Annotated in this window: 11 protein-coding genes; 10 read left to right on the top strand and 1 reads right to left on the bottom strand. The window is 62.6% G+C overall.

Features of this window, described 5'->3' with window-relative positions; all coding sequences use genetic code 11:
* Positions 1-8: 8 nt before the first annotated feature.
* From Q4S41_RS06850 to Q4S41_RS06820, 7 genes are all read left to right on the top strand, one after another.
* Positions 9-2,225, top strand: a complete 2,217-nt coding sequence (locus Q4S41_RS06850) for a glycoside hydrolase family 3 C-terminal domain-containing protein (RefSeq protein ID WP_305030358.1) — start codon at positions 9-11, stop codon at positions 2,223-2,225.
* A gap of 12 nt (positions 2,226-2,237) precedes the next feature.
* On the top strand, positions 2,238-3,746 hold the full coding sequence (locus Q4S41_RS06845; protein ID WP_305030357.1) for a xylulokinase: 1,509 nt from the start codon (positions 2,238-2,240) through the stop codon (positions 3,744-3,746).
* Positions 3,739-5,070 carry a xylose isomerase gene (xylA, locus tag Q4S41_RS06840; RefSeq protein ID WP_305030356.1) on the top strand — a complete coding sequence of 444 codons (1,332 nt, stop codon included), beginning with the start codon at positions 3,739-3,741 and terminating at the stop codon, positions 5,068-5,070. The genes Q4S41_RS06845 and xylA overlap by 8 nt, the downstream gene beginning before the upstream one ends.
* Before the next feature lie 457 nt (positions 5,071-5,527).
* Positions 5,528-6,604, top strand: coding sequence for an endo-1,4-beta-xylanase (locus Q4S41_RS06835; RefSeq protein ID WP_369811256.1), 1,077 nt, complete (start codon positions 5,528-5,530; stop codon positions 6,602-6,604).
* 114 nt (positions 6,605-6,718) lie between these two features.
* Entirely contained in the window at positions 6,719-9,331 is a 2,613-nt protein-coding gene (locus Q4S41_RS06830) for a glycosyl hydrolase 115 family protein (protein WP_305030355.1), read from the top strand.
* 73 nt (positions 9,332-9,404) lie between these two features.
* Complete coding sequence (locus tag Q4S41_RS06825; RefSeq protein ID WP_305030354.1) at positions 9,405-11,900, top strand: zinc-dependent metalloprotease; 2,496 nt, start codon at positions 9,405-9,407, stop codon at positions 11,898-11,900.
* 28 nt (positions 11,901-11,928) lie between these two features.
* Positions 11,929-13,488: a GH39 family glycosyl hydrolase gene (locus tag Q4S41_RS06820; protein ID WP_305030353.1), complete on the top strand. Its 1,560-nt coding sequence runs from the start codon at positions 11,929-11,931 to the stop codon at positions 13,486-13,488.
* A gap of 18 nt (positions 13,489-13,506) precedes the next feature.
* Here Q4S41_RS06820 and pulA read toward each other — a convergent pair whose 3' ends face one another.
* The gene (gene pulA / locus Q4S41_RS06815; protein ID WP_305030352.1) at positions 13,507-15,507 is read right to left on the bottom strand and encodes a type I pullulanase; all 2,001 of its coding nucleotides are present in this window, start codon (positions 15,505-15,507) and stop codon (positions 13,507-13,509) included.
* 301 nt (positions 15,508-15,808) lie between these two features.
* Between pulA and Q4S41_RS06810 the strand changes: the two genes are divergently transcribed.
* The 3 genes from Q4S41_RS06810 to Q4S41_RS06800 all read left to right on the top strand — a co-directional run bounded on the left by Q4S41_RS06810 (position 15,809) and on the right by Q4S41_RS06800 (position 19,326).
* Positions 15,809-16,930: a sensor histidine kinase gene (locus Q4S41_RS06810; protein ID WP_305030351.1), complete on the top strand. Its 1,122-nt coding sequence runs from the start codon at positions 15,809-15,811 to the stop codon at positions 16,928-16,930.
* A gap of 123 nt (positions 16,931-17,053) precedes the next feature.
* Complete coding sequence (locus Q4S41_RS06805) at positions 17,054-17,806, top strand: LytR/AlgR family response regulator transcription factor (protein WP_305010282.1); 753 nt, start codon at positions 17,054-17,056, stop codon at positions 17,804-17,806.
* A gap of 233 nt (positions 17,807-18,039) precedes the next feature.
* Positions 18,040-19,326 (top strand): glycosyltransferase family 4 protein, encoded by a 1,287-nt coding sequence (locus Q4S41_RS06800; RefSeq protein ID WP_305030350.1) that lies wholly within the window; start codon positions 18,040-18,042, stop codon positions 19,324-19,326.
* Positions 19,327-20,217: the final 891 nt, after the last annotated feature.

Here is a 20,217-nt window from a genome sequence, read left to right as displayed (position 1 = left end):
CGCTTATTATGAATTTTTTAGCTGCTCCATTTCGCAATAAAAGCTTGCTGAGTGCTGGCCTTCTGCTTGGGTTGCAGGTAGCGGCTCATGCGCAAACGGCAACTCCTACGGCTCTGTTCCTCGACCCCACAAAACCCCTCAACGCCCGCGTCAACGACCTCATTTCGAAGCTGACCATCGAGGAAAAGGCTGACCAGATGATGTACAACAGCAAAGCCATTGAGCGGTTGAACATCCCCGCCTACAACTGGTGGAACGAGGCCCTGCACGGCGTGGGCCGCGCCGGGGCGGCCACGGTATTCCCGCAGGCCATCGGGCTGGGCGCCACGTTCGACGACGACCTGGCCCGGCGCGTGGCCACCGCCATTTCCGACGAAGCTCGCGCCTCCTTCAACGTGACCGTGGCCAAGGGCTACCGCATGCAGTACAGCGGCCTCACGTTCTGGACGCCCAACATCAACATCTTCCGCGACCCGCGCTGGGGCCGGGGCCAGGAAACCTACGGCGAAGACCCAACCCTGACCGGCCGCATGGGCGTGGCCTTCGTGCAAGGCCTGCAGGGCGATGACCCCCGTCACCTCAAAACCGCCGCCTGCGCCAAGCACTACGCCGTGCACAGCGGTCCCGAGCGCCTGCGCCACGAATTCAACGCCGAGCCCACGCCCCAGGACTTGTGGGAAACCTACCTGCCGGCGTTTCATCAGCTGGTGAATGCCAGGGTGGAGGCCGTGATGTGCGCCTACAACCGCACCAGCGGCGAGCCCTGCTGCGGCAATCAGTACCTGCTACAAGATGTGCTGCGCAAGCAATGGGCCTTCCGGGGCCACGTGGTGAGCGACTGCTGGGCGCTGGTCGATTTCTACCAGGGCCACAAGGTGGTGAAAACACCCGCCGAAGCCGCCGCTCTGGCCCTGGAGCGCGGCGTAAACCTGAACTGCGGCAGCGTGTATCCCTCTTTGCCCGAAGCCGTGAAGCTGGGCCTCACTACCGAGGCCAAGATGGACAGCTCGCTGGCCATTCTGCTGCGCACCAAGTTCAAACTGGGCCTGCTCGACCCCCAGGGCAGCAGCCCCTACGACAAGCTCGGGCCCGAAGTCATCAACAGCGCCGCGCACCGCGCCCTGGCCCGGGAGGCGGCCCAGAAGTCCATTGTACTGCTGAAAAATAACGGCGTGCTACCCCTGCGCAACAACCTGCCGAAGTACTTTGTGTGCGGCCCCAACGCCACCAATCTCGACGCCCTGCTGGGCAACTACTACGGCGTGAACCCGGAAATGAAAACTTTCCTCGAAGGCATTGTGGGCGGCGTGCAGCCCGGCAGCCAGGTGCAGTACCGCCAGGGCGCCCTGCTGGACCGGCCCAACGCCAACGGCATCGACTGGGTGAGCAGCAGCTCGCGCGCGTCCGACGCCACGTTTGTGGTGCTGGGCATCACCGGGCTACTGGAAGGGGAGGAGGGCGAATCCATTGCCTCGCCCACCTTCGGCGACCGGCTCGACTACAACCTGCCCAAAAACCAGATTGACTTCCTAAAAAAGCTGCGCGAAAAAAACGACAAGCCCATTGTGGCCATCATCACCGGCGGCTCGCCCATGAACCTGGCCGAGGTGCACGAGCTCTGCGACGCCGTGGTGCTGGCCTGGTACCCCGGCGAAGAAGGCGGCAACGCCGTGGCCGACGTGGTGTTTGGCAAAGTCTCGCCCTCCGGCAAGCTGCCCATCACCTTCCCCAAATCATTGGACCAACTGCCGGCCTATGAGGACTACCACATGGCCGGCCGCACCTACCGCTACATGAGCGCCGAGCCCATGTACCCCTTCGGCTACGGCCTGAGCTACGCCAAATTCACCTATTCCAACCTGAAATTGGCCACCAGCAAAGTGGCCAAAAACAAGCCGGTCAACGTAACCGCTACCGTCACCAACACCGGAAAAGTGGAGGGCGAAGAAGTGGTGCAGCTCTACGTGACGCATGCCCCGGCCAAGGGCGCCCAAACGCCACTGTATGCACTAAAAGGCTTCCAGCGCGTGAAATTGGCCCCCGGTGCCAGCACCACCGTTAATTTCACGCTCACGCCGGAACAGCTGGCGCTGGTGAATGCCCAGGGACAGTCGGTGGCGGCGGCCGGGCCCGTCACGGTGTGGGTGAGTGGCGCGCTGCCCGGCGCCCGCAGCGTGGCCCTGGGCGCCAGCCCGGCGGCTAAAGCCGTGCTTACGGTCAAGTAAACTTCTTTATTTATGAAATACCTCCTTGGCTACGACATCGGTAGCTCTTCGATAAAAGCCTCCCTGTTGGATATCAATACCGGCCGGTGCGTGGCCGCTGCCACGTCTCCCAAAAAGGAGATGGAAATCACCGTGGCCCAACCCAACTGGGCCGAACAGCGCCCCGAGCGTTGGTGGCAGGAGTGTGTGAATGCCACCGCCGAGCTGAAAGCCGAATACGGCTTCGATACCTCGCTGGTGGCCGGCATCGGCATCACCTACCAGATGCACGGGCTGGTGCTGATTGACAAGGCTGGCAAGGTGCTGCGCCCGGCTATCATCTGGTGCGACAGCCGGGCTGTGGAGTATGGCAATCAGGCTTTTGCGGAACTGGGTGAAGAATATTGCCTGGAAAATTTCCTGAACTCGCCGGGGAATTTCACGGCTTCCAAGCTGAAGTGGGTGCGCGAGAATGAGCCCGAGATTTATGCGCAGATTCACAAGATTCAGCTGCCCGGCGACTACATCGCCTTCAAGCTGAGCGGCCAGCTGCAAACCACCGTTTCCGGCTTGTCGGAGGGCGTATTCTGGAATTTCAAGCGCCAGGCCATTGCCCAGGAACTGCTGGACTACTACGGCATCAGCGCCGATTTGCTGCCCGAGGTGGTGGACACTTTCTCGGTGCAGGGCCACCTGAGCGCTGAGGCGGCGGCGGAGCTGGGCCTCACGGCCGGCACGCCCATCAGCTACCGGGCTGGCGACCAGCCCAACAACGCCTTCTCCCTCAACGTGCTGCACCCGGGCGAGGTGGCGGCCACGGGCGGCACCAGCGGCGTGGTGTATGGCATCAACGAAACCAACACGCCCGACCCTCGCTCGCGGGTGAACTCCTTCGTGCACGTGAACAGCACGCCCGCCCGGCCCCGCAACGGCGTGCTGATGTGTCTCAACGGCACCGGCATCTTGAACAGCTGGCTGCGCAAAATCGTGGGTGAGCTGCCCTACGACCAGATGAACCGGCTGGCCGCCCAGGCGCCGGTAGGAGCGGAGGGCCTGGTGTTTCTGCCCTTTGGCAACGGCGTGGAGCGCATCCTCGAAAACCGCCCGGCCGACGCCGAATTGCGCGGCCTCAACTTCAACATTCACCACCAAAGCCACGTGCTGCGCGCCGCCCAGGAGGGCATTGTGTTTGCCCTGAACTACGGCATGGACATCATGCGGGCCAGCGGCGTGCAGGTGCGCCAGGTGCGGGCCGGCAACGCCAACATGTTCCTGAGCCCCGTGTTCCGCGAGGCTTTCGTGAACAGCGGCAACGTGGAACTGGAGCTCTACAACACCGACGCGGCCCAGGGCGCGGCGCGCGGCGCGGGCATCGGCGCCGGTGTGTACGCCAGCCCGGCCGAAGCCTTTGGTGGCCTCGAACGCATGCTCACCGTGGAGCCGACGGACGCACTCCGCGAACAATATCAGGCGGCATACAGCCGCTGGCAAGACGCATTATCCCCGATTATCCCCCAACCAATTTCCCTAGCTCATGTCTAGCAACACCCTTTCTAAAACCGAATTCTTCACGGGCATCGCGCCCATTCGTTTCGAAGGCCGCGAGTCGGATAACCCGCTTTCCTTTAAATGGTACGACGAAAACCGCGTGGTGGCCGGCAAGACCATGAAGGAGCATTTGCGCTTCGCCGTGTCGTACTGGCACACCTTCACCGGCACCGGCGGCGACCCATTCGGCCCCGGCACCAAGCAGTTTGCCTGGGATTCGCACCACGAAATCGTGGGCCGCGCCAAGGACAAGGCCGATGCCGCGTTTGAGTTCTTCACCAAGCTCGGCACGCCCTACTACTGCTTCCATGACATTGATTTGGTGGACGAAGGCGCGTCGCTGGCCGAGTACGAGCGCAACCTCGCCACCGTCGTCGACTACGTGAAGCAGCACCAGCAGGAAACCGGCGTGAAGCTGCTCTGGGGCACGGCCAACGTGTTTTCGAACCCGCGCTACATGAACGGCGCCAGCACCAACCCCGACTTTCAGGTGGTGGCCCACGCCGCCACGCAGGTGAAAAATGCCATCGACGCGACCATTGCGCTCGGCGGTGAGAACTATGTGTTCTGGGGCGGTCGCGAGGGCTACATGACCCTGCTGAACACCGACATGAAGCGCGAGCAGGCCCACATGGCCCGCTTCCTGACCATGGCCCGCGACTACGCCCGCCAGCAGGGCTTCACCGGCAAGTTCTTCATCGAGCCCAAGCCCGCCGAGCCCACCAAGCACCAGTACGACTTCGACGCGGCCACCGTCATCGGCTTCCTCAAGGAGCACGGCCTGGAAAACGACTTCATGCTGAACCTGGAGGTGAACCACGCCACCCTGGCCGGCCACACCTTCCAGCACGAGCTGCAGGTGGCGGCCGACGCCAACATGCTGGGCAGCATGGACGCCAACCGCGGCGACTACCAGAACGGCTGGGACACCGACCAGTTCCCCAACAACCTCAACGAGCTGACCGAGAGCATGCTCATCATCCTGGAGCACGGCGGCTTCAAGCACGGCGGCATCAACTTCGACGCCAAAACCCGTCGCAACTCCACGGATTTGGAAGACATTTTCATCGCCCACATCGCGGGCATGGACACCTTCGCCCGCTCCCTCGTCATCGCCAACGACATTCTGGAGAAGTCGCCCTACCGCAAGTTCCGCACGGAGCGCTACGCCTCCTTCGATTCGGGCGAAGGCAAAGCCTTTGCCGCCGGCCAGCTCACGCTGGAAGACCTGCGCACCATTGCCCACAAATCGGGCGAGCCCACGCCGCGCAGCGGCAAGCAGGAGTGGCTGGAAAGCATTATCAACCAGTACATCTAATTCACTGTAAATGAGAGAACGTCATGCTGAGCGCAGCCGAAGCATCTCTACTGCTTCGTTGCAATGACATTAATTACTCGCACGGTAGAGATGCTTCGGCTGCGCTCAGTAGGACGTTCTTTTTACTTGGTTAACTTAAAAAACGGAACCGGCTGGCCGCTAAATGGTGGGAACAGTGAGGCGGCTGGCCGGGGAAGTTTTTGATTTTTGAAGGCGGTGGAAACGGCTGCTTGCTGCAACAGGCGGCCGTTTTACAGAGGCGCTTCGGCAGGACTTTCGGCTCGTTGGTGAGCCGGCCGGAAGTAGTTGGCCGGGACCAGTGGGTCCGGCGGCCGGAGCGCCTCTCCACCTGCTTGCCGGTACTTTGTCCAAATTAGTAATTAACTGATGATGAGATTGTCAGATGCTTCCCGAGTGGGAGGCCAATGGCTACCGCCTTGCCCAACCATTTTGAACCATGAAACATAAGCTTCTGCTGATGCCCTTGTTGCTGGGCGGCCTGGCCCTGGCCGCTAGCCAGCGCCCGCCGGCCGAAAAGGGCCTCAAAGACTATTATAAGGCGTATTTTCCCGTAGGGGTGGCCGTGTCGCCGCAGGGCTTGAAAGGGGCCGAGGGCGAGCTGATTAAGCAGCAGTTTAACAGCATCACGCCGGAGAATGCCATGAAGATGGGCCCCATTCATCCGGAGGAAAACCGTTACAATTGGAAGGATGCCGACGAAATCGTGCAGTTTGCGCAGGACAACCACCTGCGCGTGCGGGGCCACAACCTGCTCTGGCACGAGCAAACGCCCAAGTGGCTGTTTAAAAACGCCGATGGCAGCACCGTGAGCAAGCAAGTGCTGCTCCAGCGGCTGCACGACCACATTGAGACGGTGGTGAAGCGCTACAAGGGCAAAATCTACGCCTGGGACGTGGTGAACGAAGCCATTTCCGACAACCCGAAGGAGTTTTTGCGCGATTCAGAGTGGTATAAAATCTGCGGTGAGGACTTCATTGCCAAAGCCTTCGAATACGCCCACGCGGCCGACCCCAAGGCCGTGCTGTTCTACAACGACTACAACACCGAGCGGCCCGAAAAACGCGACCGGATAATCAAGCTGCTGAAAAAACTGAAAGACGCCAAGGTGCCCATCGACGCCGTAGGGCTGCAGGGCCATTGGTCGCTGCAGGAACCCACCGAGCCGGAACTGCGCGCCGCGCTGGACCAGTACAAGGCGCTGGGTTTGAAAATCCAGATTACTGAACTCGACGTGTCGATTTACCCTTGGGAGAAGGAGCGCCGCGCCCGCCGCCCCGACGAATCGGACGCCTACACGCCAGAGTTGGAGCAAAAGCAGGCCGCTCAGTACAAGATGTTTTTCAAGGTGTTTCGCGACTACAAGAACGTGCTGACCGGCGTTACCTTCTGGAACATTTCCGACAAATACACTTGGCTGGACACCTACCCCGTGGCCGGCCGCAAAAACTACCCGCTTCTCTTCGACCAGAACCAGAAGCCGAAAAAAGCTTTCTACGAGGTGGTGAAGTTTTAATTGGTTGCGCTGGAACGATGTAGGGACGCGACACTTCGCGTTTCCTTGTTGAACGAACCATTTGTTGAAAGCCCTGACGCCGAGACGCGAAGTGTCGCGTCTCTACATCCAGCCATGAAAACAACGAAATTGGTGCTTTGCTTGCTTCTGTTGCTCAGCGGCTCCGTAACCCAGGCCCAAATCAGGGCCGCCACCAAAACCGCTGACGATTTTACCCTTGCTGCCAACGGCAAAACCGCGCCCATCTTCGCCAGCACCGCCGACTGGCCGGGCGTGCTGCGGGCCGCCAAAGACCTGCAGGCCGACGTGCAGCGCGTGACCAAAAAGGTGCCCGGCTTCAGCACCAGTGCCCCAGTGGGCGCTGAAGTCGTGCTCATTGGCACGCTGGGTAAAAGCCCGCTGATTGATGGTTTGGTGAAGGCCGGCAAGCTAAACGTGGCCGGTGTGACGGGTCGGTGGGAAACCTTTCTGCGGCAGGTGGTGGAGCGGCCGCTGCCCGGCGTGGCACGGGCCCTGGTCATTGCCGGCAGCGACAAGCGCGGTACGATTTATGGCATTTATGACCTCTCACAGCAGATTGGGGTGTCGCCCTGGTACTGGTGGGCCGACGTGCCGGTGAAGCCGCAGACGACGCTGCTGATTCCGGCCGCGCGGCACACGCTGGGCGAGCCGGCCGTGAAGTACCGCGGCATCTTTATCAACGACGAGGCGCCGGCGCTGAGCGGGTGGAGCAAGGAGAAGTTTGGGGGCGTCAACTCGAAGATGTACAGCCACCTATTTGAGTTGATTCTGCGACTCAAGGGCAACTATTTGTGGCCGGCCATGTGGGGCAACATGTTCAACGTGGACGACCCGCTCAGCCCTGAGTTGGCCGATGAGTACGGCATTGTGATGGGCACCTCCCACCACGAGCCGCTGACCCGCGCCCACGAGGAATGGAAGGCGTTCGGCCACGGCACGCCCTGGAACTACCAAACCAACGATAGCACGTTGCGGCGCTTCTGGCGCGGCGGCATGCGGCGCATGGGCACCCGCGAAAACATCGTGACCGTGGGCATGCGTGGCGACGGCGACGAGCCCATGAGCCGCGCAAGCAACACCGCGCTGCTCGAGCGCATCGTGGCCGACCAGCGCCAAATCATTGCCGAAGAAACCCACAAGCCCGCCGACCAGACTCCCCAGATGTGGGCCCTCTATAAGGAGGTGCAGGAGTACTATGACAAGGGGATGCGTGTGCCCGACGACATCACCCTGCTGCTCTGCGACGACAACTGGGGCAATATCCGTAAGCTGCCCAAGTTGGGCGACAAGCCGCGCCGGGGCGGCTACGGCATCTACTACCACTTCGACTACGTGGGCGGGCCGCGCAACTACAAGTGGCTGAACACGAACCCGCTGCCGCGCATCTGGGAGCAAATGCACCTGGCGCACGCCTACGGCGCTAACCAAATCTGGATTGTGAACGTGGGCGACCTCAAGCCCATGGAATTGCCCATCAGCTTCTTTCTCGACTACGCCTGGAAGCCCGACGCTATTCCGGCCACCGGCGTGGCCGCCTACACCCGGCGCTGGGCCGCGCAGCAATTCGGCCCCGCGCACGCTGCCGACATTGCCGATATCCTGGCCAAATATGCCAAGTACAACGCCCGCCGCAAGCCCGAGCTGCTGAGCCCCGAAACCTACAGCCTGCCCACCGGTGAGTGGGCCCGCGTGGTGGCCGACTACAACCAGCTGCTGACCCGCGCCGAGGCCATCAACCAGCAGCTGCCGGCCGCCAGCCGCGACGCCTACTACGAGCTGGTGCTGCACCCCGTGCAGGCCTGCGCCAACCTCAACGAGCTGTATTATACTGTGGCGCAAAACCGTGAGGCCGCGAAAAACAGCCAAGCCAATACCAACGCCCTGGCTGAAAAAGCCCGGGCGTTGTATGCGAAAGACGCCGAAATTACGCAACGCTACCACGCCTTGGCCGGGGGCAAGTGGAACCACCTGATGGACCAGACCCACATCGGCTACACCTACTGGCAGCAGCCCGAGGCCAATAAAATGCCCGAGGTGCAAACCCTTTCTGCTGCGGCACCGTCGGGGGCATCTCCGGTAGCCTCGGCATTCCCGGTGGCGGAAGTGACGGCGAAGCCAGCCGGCCCGGCGGGCACCGGCTTTTTGGAAAGCAATGGTTACGTGAGCATCGAAGCTGAGCATTTCACCAAAGCCGTGAATGCGGGCGGCATCACCTGGCAGGGGCTGCCCGATTTGGGCCGCACGCTAGGCGCCGTCACTACGTTTCCGGTCACGGCCGCGGCACAGGCTACGCCCGGCGGCGCATCGCCGCACCTGGAGTACCGCGTGACCCTGACGCAGCCCGGCCCGGTGACGGTGCGCGCCTACCTGGCGCCCACGCTCGATTTTACCAACTCCACTGGCCTGCGCTACGCGGTTTCCTTCGACGACGAAGCGCCGCAAATCATCAACCTGCACACCGGCCTGAAACCCGATAATGGCAACCGGCCGTGGGAGCAGGCCGTGGCCGACAACATCATTATCAAAGCCTCGCAGCACACCGTGGCGGCTGGCCCGCACGTGCTCAAGTTCTGGCGCGTCGATGCCGGCGTAGTGCTTGAAAAGCTGGTTGTGCACCGCGGCGAGTTGCCCGCCAGCTACCTTGGCCCGCCCGAAAGCGCCGCGCCGGCTGCTGCAGCGGGCAAGGGCAGCTTAGGTAGTCGCTAATGGCCGCTGGAGTATGCTTTTATCAGGGAAAACCATGTAACCTTGTGGAATTCATAGATTGACCCTGGGAAACATGAAAACTTGTACGCTTCTGTTGGCCGGCTTGCTGGCCGTTCCTTCTGTTGGTTTTAGCCAGGCACCACGGCCAACGGCTAATGCCGCGCCGGCGTCTTCGCTGGCGGCAGCAACCAAAGGCCTGCAGAAGTTCGACGGCTATTTCCCGTTTTACTACGACGCGAAAACGGGTAAAATCCTGCTGGAGGTTGGCCGGCTGAACGAGGAGTTCTTGTACTTCAGCTCGCTGGCTAGTGGCGTGGGCAACGGCATCGAGCGGGGCCAGAGCAGTTCGGCCATCGCCAAGTTTGTGCGGGTGGGCGGCAAGGTGATGCTGCTGGAGCCGAACTACGACTACCGCGCCACCAGCGGCAATGCCGATGAGCAGCGGGCCGTCGACAACGCCTTTGCCAAGTCGGTGATTTGGGGTTTCGTGCCGGTGGCCAGCGAGGGTTCTACCGTACTCATTGACCTGACGCCTTTTCTGGTGCGCGACAGCCAGCACACGGCCGAACGGCTGGGCAGCGGCGGGTTTTCGGGGCCGGGCGCGAGTTTACTGGGGCCCGGCGCGGGCGCCCGGCCGGCGGCGAGCTACCGACTTGACGAGTCGCGCTCGGCCGTGTACCTGGAAAACACCCGCAACTTCCCCAAGAACTCGGAGTTCGAGGCCATGATAACCTTCACCGGCGGGGGAGAAGTGGGTTCGGGCCTCTCGCCCGACCCGAATGCGGTGACCCTGCAGATGCACCAGGCCTTCATCGAACTGCCCGACAATAAGTTCCGGCCCCGCAAATTCGACCCGCGCTCGGGCTTTTTCAGTTTCAGCTACCTCGATTTTTCGGCGCCCATGAGCCAGCCGCTCGAACAGCGGTTCACCGAGCGCCACCGGCTCGAAAAGAAAGACCCCTCGGCGGCCGTGAGCGAGGCCGTGCAGCCCATCGTCTACTACATCGACCGCGGCGCCCCGGCCACCATCAAAAAAGCCCTGATGGAAGGCGGAGCGTGGTGGAACCAGGCTTTTGAGGCGGCCGGCTACCGTAACGCTTTTCAGGTGAAGGAGTTGCCGGAAGGGGCCGACCCGATGGATATTCGCTACAACGTGGTGAACTGGATAAACCGCTCGGGCTCGCCGCGGGCCTTTTCCTACGGTATGTCTTACACCGACCCGCGCACCGGTGAGATTATTAAAGGCGTGGTGAGCCTGGGGGCCGACCGGCACCGGCAGGACTACCTCATTGCCGAGGGCCTGCTGCAGCCCTACGAGGACGGCAAACCCGTTTCGGACCAGATGGAGCAGTTGGCGCTGGCCCGCATCCGGCAGTTGTCGGCCCACGAAATCGGCCACACGCTGGGCTTGTTCCACAATTTCACGGCCAGCACCAAGGAGCGGGCTTCGGTGATGGACTACCCGTTTCCGCGCTTCAACCTGCTGCCCGACGGTCGCATTGATGTGGCCGAGGCCTACGCCACCGGCATTGGCGCTTGGGACAAGCGCGCCATCATGTGGGGCTACGCCGACTTTCCGAAGGGCACCAACGAAAACGCCGCGCTCGACAACATCATGAAGGAAACCCTGGCGCAGGGCTTCCGCTTCATCCCCGACATCGGCGGCTACGCCCACCCCGACGCCAACCAGTGGGACGACGGCACCGACCCCGTGGCCCAGCTCACTAAGCTGATGACCGTGCGCCGGCGCGTACTCGACGGCTTTTCGGAAAAAGCCATTCGGACCGATGCGCCGATGGCTACGCTGGAAGAAGTGCTGGTGCCCATCTACCTGCTGCACCGCTACCAGGTGGAGGCCGTGGCCAAATCCATCGGCGGTCAATACTTCACCCACGCCGTGAAAAACGACGGCCAAGCGCCCACCCAGATGGTGCCCCCGGCCGTGCAGCAGCAGGCCCTGAAGGCGCTGCTGGCCACCATTGCGCCCGCCGCGCTGCAACTGCCCGAGGCGCTGATTGCTAAGATTCCGCCCCGGCCCGTGGGCTACCCGGGCTCCGTCGAGCTTTTCACCGGGTACACCGGCCCCACCTTCGACCCGCTGGCGGCGGCTGAAGCCGCGGCCGGCCCCACCATTGCCTCTATCCTGAACGCCGAGCGAGCCGCCCGCCTGCTCGAATACCAGGCCCGCGACAGCAAACAGCCCGGTTTCGCCGCGGTGGCCGACCAACTGCTGGCCCACACCTGGCGCGCTCGCCCCGACACCGGCTACCCCGCCGCCCTGCAAACCGTGGTAAACAACCTCACCCTCAAATACCTGCTGCAGCTGGCCGCCGACACCCGCGCCGCCGCCAGTGTGCGCGGCCAGGCCCTGCTGCAGGTCGAAGGTTTGCAAAAGTGGATGCAAGGCGAAGTGAAACGCGCCCAACCCGCGCAAAAAGCCAACCTGCTGTTCGGCCTCGCCGAAATCAACCGCTTCCAGGCCGACCCCGGCAAGTTCACGCCTCCACCGGCGGCGGTGATGCCGCCCGGCGCGCCCATCGGCATGCCGGGAATGGATTTTGTGGACTGACCAGCCGGCCTGGGCTTTATCCCGCTACATGAGAAAAATTGCGCTGCTGCTTCTGCTTGTTCACCTGACGGCCCACGGCCAAAGCCTGCCACCGGCTGGCGGCCGCGCCATCAATCTCGATGCCCGGCAGGTGAAGGGGCCGCTGAACAAGGCTTTCAACCTGTGCGTGGGCGCGGGCCGGGCCAACGAAGGCCTGCGCGCCGACTGGCAGCAGCAGCTGACGCTGGCGCGGCGCGAATGCGGCTTCCGCTACCTGCGCTTCCACGGCCTGCTGCACGACGACATGGGCGTGTACACCGAAGACGCGAAGGGCAACGCGCGCTACAACTGGCAGTACATCGACAAGCTCTACGACTTCCTGCTCAGCATCCACGTGAAGCCGTTTGTGGAGCTGTCGTTTATGCCCACGGCCCTGCGCAGCGACGATAAAACTGTGTTTTGGTGGAAGGCGAACGTGTCGCCGCCAAAATCTTACGAGAAATGGGAAGCGCTGATTACCGCCCTGACGCGGCATTTGGAGGCGCGCTATGGGCGCCGGGAGGTCGAAACCTGGTATTTCGAGGTGTGGAACGAGCCGAATTACCCGGCTTTTTTTTCGGGCACGCAGGCCGACTATTTCAAGCTGTATGCCGCCACGGCGCGGGCGGTGAAAAGTGTGTCGGCCAGCTACCGGGTGGGCGGGCCGGCCTCGTCGGGCACCGGCTGGATTGATGAAACGCTGGCCTACTGTGCTCAGAACAAGGTGCCGCTCGATTTCATCAGCACGCACGACTACGGCGTGACGGGCGGCGGGCTCGACGAGTTCGGCCGGAACATGCAGCACCTCGGCGACCCCAACGGCATTGCCCGCAACACAGCAGCCGTGCGCGCCAAAATCAGCGCCTCGGCCTTCCCCAAAGTGGAGCTGCACATGACAGAATGGAGCACGTCGTATTCGCCCCACGACCCCGTGCACGATTCCTTCGAAAGCGCCGCCTACATCCTCAACACCCTCAAACAAACGGAATCGGTGGCCACTTCGATGTCGTACTGGACGTTTTCGGATATTTTCGAAGAGGCTGGGCCGCCCGCTACGCCCTTCCACGGCGGCTTCGGGCTGCTGAATTTGCAGGGCATTCGCAAGCCGGCGTTTTTCGCCTACAAGTACTTGCAGCAGCTTGGCCCGCAGGAGCTGCAGAACGCCGACGCCGCTTCGTGGGCCACAACGGATGCCGCCGGCAACGTGCAGGTGCTGCTCTGGAATTTTACGCGGCCCCGGCAGAGCACACAGGACAATCAGGTCTACTTTGTGCAGGAGCACCCGGCCGCGGCCGCGTCGGCCGTCACGCTGGCCCTGCGCAACCTGCCAGCCGGCCGCTACGCCCCCAAAACCTACCGCGTGGGCTACCGCCACAACGACGCGTATTCGGCCTACCTGCAGCTGGGCCGGCCGGCTGAGCTCACGCCCCAGCAGGTTGCCAGCCTGCAGGCCCTGACCCGCGACGCGCCCGAAACCGGCCCCCCGCTGAAAACCAGCGCCCAGGGCCTACGACTGACTATCAAGCTCAACGAAAACGACGTGGTGCTCGTGAAACTGAAGCGGCTGTAGCTGCTTCTGGAGCTGTGTTTATTCGATGCGCACGAGGATGAGCGCCGAGCTGCCGGGCACCTGCACGCCGCTCATCACCTCCAGCACGTCGAGGCCATCTTGGTTGATTTGGTCGCCCCGCAGCACTACTTTGTAGGTGCCGCGGGGCAGGGCCACGCTGTCGGCCGAGGTGTTGCCGTTGAAAATCACCACGATGTTTTGCCAGGCGTCGCCACCGGCGCTGTTTTTCAGCTGGTAGGCAATAATGCCCTGATGAGTATTGGGCAGGAAATCAAGGTGCTGCTGCACCAATTCGGCGGTGGACAAGCGAAAGGCCGGGTGGTCCCGACGCAGGCCAATAAGCTTGCGGTAGAACTCGTACACCGGCCGGTATTTCGCTTTGCGGGCCCAGTCGAGCTGGTTCACGCTGTCAGGCAGGTTGTAGGAGTTATGGGAGCGGCCTTTGGTGCGCAGAAATTCATCACCGACGGGCAAAAACGGAATGCCCTGCGAGGTGAACACAATGGTGTTGCTGAGCACATCCATCTTCAGCCGCTGGGCTTCTGAAGCGCCGGGGTTCGACACGGCCAGCTTGTCCCAGAGCACCATATCGTCGTGGCAGGCCACGTAGTTGATGGCCTGGGCGGGCGAGCTGGCCCACGGGGTTTGCGAGTAGTTGACCTTCTTGTAATCGAGCTGCGGGTGCTGGATGGCGCCCACAATGCCAAATTTCACGCTTTCCTCCAGGCCCGGCTGGCCGCTGGCAAAGCCGGGCTCGGTTTGGCGGGCGTAGTGGCCCTTCACGCCGTCGCGCAGCTCGTCGCCGAAGGCCGCAATGCGGTCGAGCCTGGGCATATTCGCCTTCACGGCGCGTTGGGCTTCGGGCAGGGGCGAGGGGCCAGCGGTCCAGCCCTCGCCGTACAGGAGGATGCTGTGGTCCTGCTGGTCGAGGGCTACGCGCACGGCGCGCATGGTTTCAATATCGAGCACACCCATGAGGTCGAAGCGGAAGCCGTCGGCGTGGTATTCGCGGGCCCAGTAGGCCACCGATTCTACGATGAGCTTGCGCACCATGGGCCGCTCCGAGGCCACTTCGTTGCCGCAGGCGGTGGCGTTGCTCAGGGTGCCGTCGGGGTTGTGGCGGTAGTAGTAGCCGGGCACCAGCTGCTCAAAATTACTGCGGGCGGCGTCGGCGGTGTGGTTGTATACCACGTCGAGCACCACGCGCAGGCCCTGGCCGTGCAGGTTTTCCACCAGTTGCTTAAACTCGCTGATGCGGGCGGTCGGGTCGGCGGCGTTGGTCGAGTACGAGCCTTCGGGCACGGAATAGTTGAGCGGGTCGTAGCCCCAGTTGTAACGGTTGGCGCGGGCGGGCGCAGCCTCATCGATGCTGGCGAAGTCGTTGGTGGGCAGCAGGTGCACGTGGGTGAGGCCCAATTCCACGAGGTGCTCCAGGCCGGTGGTCACCCCTTCGGGGCCGCGCGTGCCCAGCTGGGCCACGCCCAGGTACTTGCCCTTGCGCTTGATGCCCGACTGCGGGTGCATGCTCAGGTCGCGCACGTGCACTTCGCCGATGACGGCATCGGTGGTTTGCTTGAGGGCCGGGCGCAGGTCGTCGGGCCAGCCGGGCGGGCTCACGGCGCTGGGGTTGAGCACGGCCCCGCGCCGGCCATTAATGCCCACGGCATGCGCATACGGGTCGGCCACTTCGGCCATTTTCGCCCCCGCAATGGTGGCCTGCACGGTGTAGAAGCCGGCGGTGCCGGCGGGCAGGGCGTAGGTCCAGGTGCCGTCCTGGGCTTTGGCCATGGCGTAGGTGGCGGTGGGCTGGCCGCCGGTGCCGGCCGCGTAAAGGCGCAGGTGCAGGGCCTCGGCGGTGGGCGCCCACACGCGCAGGGTGGCCTGGGGGCCGCGCCAGGTCAGGCCCAGGTCGGGGCCGCGGTAGATGGGGTAGCTGTCGAAATCGGGCCGGGGCGGGGCTGCGGGGGCCGGGTGGTGGGTGGTAGAAAGCAGCACTAGTAGCAGAAAAGAGCGAATCATGGGCGCAAAGTTCGGCGGTTCGGCTCAATGAGAAAGGCGCGAAGCGCTTGTCATCCTTAGCGCAGCGAAGGACCTTATCACATTTGCGCTTTATTAATGCTATTACCCATCGTGCTGGGGTGATGAGGGCCTTCGCTGCACTCAGGATGACAGACGTTTCGTTCTCGTCCCGCTCCATGCCGCCCGCCCGCTTCCCGGCCGATGAAACGCCCCCCGCCGTCGATACAATTCTGGTTACGGTCGGTTTGGCCGGGTTTTGGGAATTGGGGCTGGTATGTTTGTTAGGCTTTCTCCTTTGTTTATGGCCGTTCTCACCCCCCGGCGCTACCTCACCCCGCTCATTCACGTGCTGGTGTGGGGCTTGTTCGGACTCACGTTTCTGTTGTTTCAGCCGCTCACGGGCCGGCTCACCATGCCGCCGCAGTTCTGGCTGAAGCAGGGGCTGATGTTCGGCGTGTGGGTGGCCACGTTCTATTTCACGGGCAAGGTGCTGGTGCCGCGCCTGCTGTTTCCGGGCCGCACGGGCTGGTTCATTCTGGCGCTGTTCGGCACTACGGTGGCCATTCTGGGCTTTAGCAAAGTGCTGGAGTCGGCCCTGAACCTGCCCGAGCTCATGGACAAGGCCTTTCGGGCGGCGGCCGGGCGGCCCCGCCTGGGCCGCAACGGCCCGCACATCGACACCATGGGCCTGCTCACCACCATGTTTGTGCTGGGTATCAGCACCTGCATCACGGTGGTGCAGAAGTGGCAGAAGGATGCCCAGCTGCGCCAGACGCTGGAGCAGCAGCGCGTCAGTTCTGAACTGTCGATGCTCAAGGCCCAGATTAACCCGCACTTCTTCTTCAACACCCTCAACAACATCTACGCCCTCACGCTGCTCGACGGCGAACAGGCGCGCACGGCCATTCACCGCCTCTCGCGCATGATGCGCTACGTGCTCTATGACACGGCCGGTGGCATGACGCTGCTCAGCCAGGAAATCGCCTTCGTGCAGGACTACATCACCCTTATGCAGCTGCGGCTCGACGACCGGGTGACGGTGACCTTCGAGCGGCCCGAACCCGTGCACGACGTGCCCGTGGCGCCCATGCTGCTGCTGCCCTTCCTCGAAAATGCCTTCAAGCACGGCGTGGCGGCCACCGAGGCCAGCCGCATTTACGTGGCCATCCGCCAGCCCCGCGCCGATTTGGTGGAGCTGGAAGTGCGCAACAGCCGCCTCTCGCTGCCCTCCACCGACCTGGCCGGCTCCAACGGCATCGGCCTGGCCAACACCCGCCGCCGCCTCGATTTGCTCTACCCCGGCCGCTTCCATCTGGTGGTGGATGACCATACCCCGGCCAACGAGTTTGTGGTTTACCTCACGTTGCAGGTAGGGCAGGAGGCCAGCGTGGGTTTGGCGCAGCCGGCTTTGCAGTATTCCTAACAAGTCTGTCATCCTGAGCAGAGCGAAGGACCTTATTACCGATGAACAGCTTGCAATAATTACTTGCTCTAACCTTATAAGGTCCTTCGCTCTGCTCAGGATGACAGAAAACGCCATTTCCCTATGAGTACGCCCGCCCTGCCGCCCCTCCGCACCATTGCCGTCGACGACGAGCCCCTGGCCCTGGGCCTGGTGGTTTCCTTCATTCAAAAAACGCCGTTTCTGGAGCTGGTGGGCAAGTTTGGCAGCGCCGTGGAGGCCCTCAAGTACCTGCACGAGCACCCCGGCGCCGTCGATTTGGCCTTCCTGGATATTCAGATGCAGGAACTCAACGGCCTGGAGCTGGCCCGCGTGCTGGGGCCCACCGGCCCGCGCGTCATCTTCACCACCGCCTTCAGCCAGTACGCGCTGGAAGGCTACCGCGTCGATGCCCTCGACTACCTCGTCAAGCCCTTCAACTACGAAGAATTCCTGCGCGCCGCCGGCAAGGCCCGCGCCTACGCCGAGCTAACCTCGCAGCACGCCACGGCCCCCGCCGCCACCGGCCCTGAGGAGGACGAGTACCTGTTTCTAAAGGCCGAATACCAACTGGTGCGCGTCGCCCTGAGCGACATTCTCTACGTGGAAGGTCTGAAGGACTACGTGAAAGTGCACCTCAAAAGCACGCCTCGCGCCCTTCTCAGCCTCATGAGCCTCAAGGCGATGGAGGAAAAGCTACCCACCCGGCGCTTCATGCGCATCCACCGCTCGTTCATCGTGGCGCTCGACAAGATTGAGGCCGTGCGCCGCCTCACCGTCCAGATTGGGGCCATCACCATCCCCGTCGGCGACCAGTACAAAGACACCTTCCTGCAGTTCCTCAGCCGCTGGACGTGAGAGGCGTCGGATTTCGTCTGTCATCCTGAGCGCAGCGAAGGACCTTGTTACGTTCGCATTGATTGATTGATTGATTGATTGATTGATTGATTGATTGATTGCAAAGCGTTCTGTCGGAATAAGGTCCTTCGCTGCGCTCAGGATGACAGATGAAATCCGACGCTCCCACTAACTCCTCGCCCTACCCGCTTTCTACCGCCGCGCTGCCTTCACACTCTCCGTCTTTCTGAGCCATGAAACCTTACTACACCAACGGGGATTTTATTCCCGAACGGGACCCCTATGCCCCGGAAATTCAGCCCCAACTGGCCGTGCTTTGCCTCTCGGGCAGCCTGGGAGGGCTGGAGCTGAACAGCCTGAAATTTGCCGGCTGGATGCAGGAGCGCGGCTGGCGCGTCACCTTCTTCGCGCCGCCGGCCACGCCGCTCGCTGCCTGGGCCGAGGAGTGGTTTGTGCCCCTCGAAACCCTGGCCGTGCGCCGCGGCCCGGCCATGCCACTAGCCGCCTGGGAGCTCAAGCAGCAGCTCGAACGCCTGCAGGTAGACGTGCTGGTGGTGACGCAAAACAAGGACCTGGCCCTGGCCACGCTAGTTAAAACTTTGATGGGTGGGCATTTGCGCATCATCTATCAGCAGCACATGCAGCTGGGGCGGCCCAAGCGCAGCCTGGTGCACACGCTGCGCTTCCGGCTCGTCGATGCCTGGCTGACGCCGCTGCCGGGGCTGGCCCGCGAGGTGGCCCGCCACACGCATTTCGACACCGCTCAGCTGCACACCGTGCCGCTGGGCCTGCCCCTGGAGCAGTTTGCGCCGCTCACCCGCACGCGCGCCGAGGCCCGGCAGGAACTGGGCCTGCCGCTGGAAGGCCCTTTGCTGGGCATCCTGGGCCGGTTTGACGCGGGCAAAGGGCAGGATTTCGTCATTCAGGCCCTGCACCACCTGCGCCAGCAGCTCGGCCACGACGCCAGCCTGGTCATCATGGGCGAGCCGACCCGCAACGAGGGCGACGAGTACCTGCGCCAGTTGCAAGCCCTGGTGAAACAGCTCGGCCTGGAGCAGCGAGTGCATTTCCGGGGCTTCCGGGCCAACCCGGCCGTGTTCTACCAGGCCATCGACGTGTTTGTGCTGGCCTCCGAAAACGAAACCTACGGCATGGTGACCCTGGAGGCCATGGCCGCCGGTGTGCCCGTAGTGGCCGCTGCCACCGGCGGCACCGTGGAGTTGGTGCAGCACGGCCACACCGGCCTGCTCTATCTGCACCGCGACGTGGCCGCCTGCGCCCGCTCCGTGCGCCGCACCCTCCTCGACCCCGCCGCCACCCGCCTGCGCGTGGAGCGCGCCCAGCTGGAGCGCTGGTGCTACTCCCACCACCGCCAGTGCGCCCTCACCGAAGACGTGATTCAGGCCCTGTGCGCCGCACCGGCTGCCGAGACCCCCAGCCGGCGCGCGCGGCGGGCGCTGGCCATCAACGCCGTGTTTGCCGCCGGGGTGGCACCCTGGTTGGGCAAAGTGGAATTCTGAGGCTTTATTGATGTAGTTAGGCCGTTGGGCGATACTACGGCTGGGGTTTGAGCTGTAGCGGTAGCTTTGGGAACTGTTCGGGAGCCGGCGCGGTAATACTTGAGCTAATAGGGGTTGCCGCGGCCCCGAGTACGATTTTAAGACCTGCCATTCTTACCCGGAAGAGCATTCTGGCCGTGGCCACCCACCCAGCAGTTTGCTGCTGCTGGCAGCAGCGCCCAGAACCAGCCACCGGTACCGAATGGCAGGCACCATGTGCCCCGAAGGCCCGCTTGCGTAGCAAGCGGGCCTTCGCTATTTCCAGCATTTTTTGGCCACCCACCAGCCCCGGCTGGCTGGTGCCTCGCCGGCCAGCAAACGCAACGTGCCGAATAAGTAAGCCCGACCATTGATTATTCGGTTCAATGAAGCGGCTGCTGAGACGCAGGCTCTTTTAGGCGCCAAAAATTAAACTGGATTATGCCCTTATGAAATTCCGCTCACGGGTTACGGGCACGTTGTTGGGTTGCACTACCGCCGATGATAACGGTTTCGTAATCCCTGATATGAGGTAAGTGCTATACGGTTGGGCTAACTTTACTGACCGTGCGCCCATCAAAAGGTGATTTTTTAACCCCTTTAACACCCGTTACTTATGCACCCACCTCGTACTCTTTTTACCTCTATGGTCAGCCGCGGCGTGGCGCTGCTGATGCTCATGTTACCGCTGGCAGGGTGGGGGCAGACGACAATTTTTAATGTTTACCCTACTTCAAGTGCGTATACAGTTCTCCCGTCAAATTGGGTCGGTAACAATGCTGTTACTGCAAATGCTATAGAGCGCTCTACTTATTTTCTTGTAGAAGCTGGTACAACTTCGGATGCTATCACCACAGATTCCTACGACTTAAG

The organism is Hymenobacter convexus (assembly GCF_030580955.1).
Taxonomy (GTDB): Bacteria; Bacteroidota; Bacteroidia; order Cytophagales; family Hymenobacteraceae; genus Hymenobacter.
This window is presented reverse-complemented; position numbering and strand designations above follow the sequence as displayed.